Genomic DNA, 1,175 nt, shown 5'->3' on the forward strand with positions numbered 1-1,175 from the left:
TTGCGGCCCAGGGTGAGGACTTCGCCGGTAGGCGGGGTTATGCTCGCCAGACGGTTGGCACCATCGTAGCTGTACTGAGTAACATAGCTGATGCCGGCGATGAGGCGGGTTTGTTGCAGCAGGTTGCCCTGGTCATCATAGTTGTAAGTGGTACTGCCTTCGGCATCCGTGCTTTTGCACAGGCGGCCAACGCCTTTGTTGCAACCAGTGGCACTGTCCCAGGTGTAGCTGAGGTTTTCTCCGGGAGCAGCAGGATAGGTGACGGCAGTGAGGCGGTTGAGGGCATCATAGCTGTAACCAACCGTGTAGGTGTTGCCGGTCTGGAGGGGACGGGCATCAGTGACGGTCTTGACGTTGCCGGCTTCGTCATAGGTGCGGTCGGTAGTGCCACTGTCGGGGCTGACTTCCCGGGTGGTGTTGCCCAGGGCGTTGAGGGTGTAGACGGTGGTGAGTGAGCGGGGGTCGGTGACGCTCTTGAGTTGATCCAGCGCATCGTATTCGTAGGCGGTGGGGGTCAGGTTGAGAGGGTCGATAACGTGCACGAGACGATCCAGGGCGTCATAATAATAGTAAGTGGTCCGGTTGGTGTTGTCACTGCCACTGTTGGCCGGGGCAGTGCGGGAATTGAGGTTGCCGTTGGCGGTGTAACCGTAGTGGGTGTTGACCCCCGCATTGGGGTTGTTGAAGTAGGCAACATCGTCCTGGAGGCGGTTGAGGGCATCGAAGATGCGGCCCTTCTGGGTGGTGAGTTTGTTGTTGGTATCGAATACTTCTTCCTGGATGCGGTTGCCCATGGCGTCCAGGGTGTAGTCGATGTGGTTGAGCTGGATGTCGGTGATACTGGTCAAGCGATGGGCGTCATCATAGGTGTAGGTGAGGTAGCTGCCATCGGCCAGGGTGACGCGGGTGAGCTGACCAACGTTGTCGTAGTCGTAACTAGTGGTCTTGCTGCCAACGGTTTTGCTTTTGAGCCAGCCACGGGGCCAGTAGCTGAGCGTGGTGGTGACGCTGTTGGGGTCAACTATTGTAAGTGGGTGGCCATTGCCATCGTAGGACGTGATGGTGGTGGTCTGGCTCAGGGCGTTGCTGAGGGTGTTGAGGTCACCTCTGCGGTATTTGGGTGGGGTGGTGGTCGTGTCATCAGCCGTGTAGTAGGTGTAGCGGGTGATGTCGTT

At 58.3% G+C, this 1,175-nt stretch carries 1 protein-coding gene and 1 pseudogene; one reads left to right on the plus strand and one right to left on the minus strand.

Going from position 1 to position 1,175, the window contains the following annotated elements; all coding sequences use genetic code 11:
* Nucleotides 1-542 (minus strand): annotated as a pseudogene (locus EDC63_RS19055) (hypothetical protein); the annotation flags it as partial.
* Here EDC63_RS19055 and EDC63_RS19175 point away from each other — a divergent pair.
* On the plus strand, nt 537-1,175 hold a 639-nt coding region (locus tag EDC63_RS19175; protein ID WP_262982225.1), incomplete at its 3' end, for a hypothetical protein. The pseudogene EDC63_RS19055 and the gene EDC63_RS19175 overlap by 6 nt on opposite strands.

This window comes from Sulfurirhabdus autotrophica (assembly GCF_004346685.1).
In the GTDB taxonomy this organism is placed as follows: domain Bacteria; phylum Pseudomonadota; class Gammaproteobacteria; order Burkholderiales; family SMCO01; genus Sulfurirhabdus; species Sulfurirhabdus autotrophica.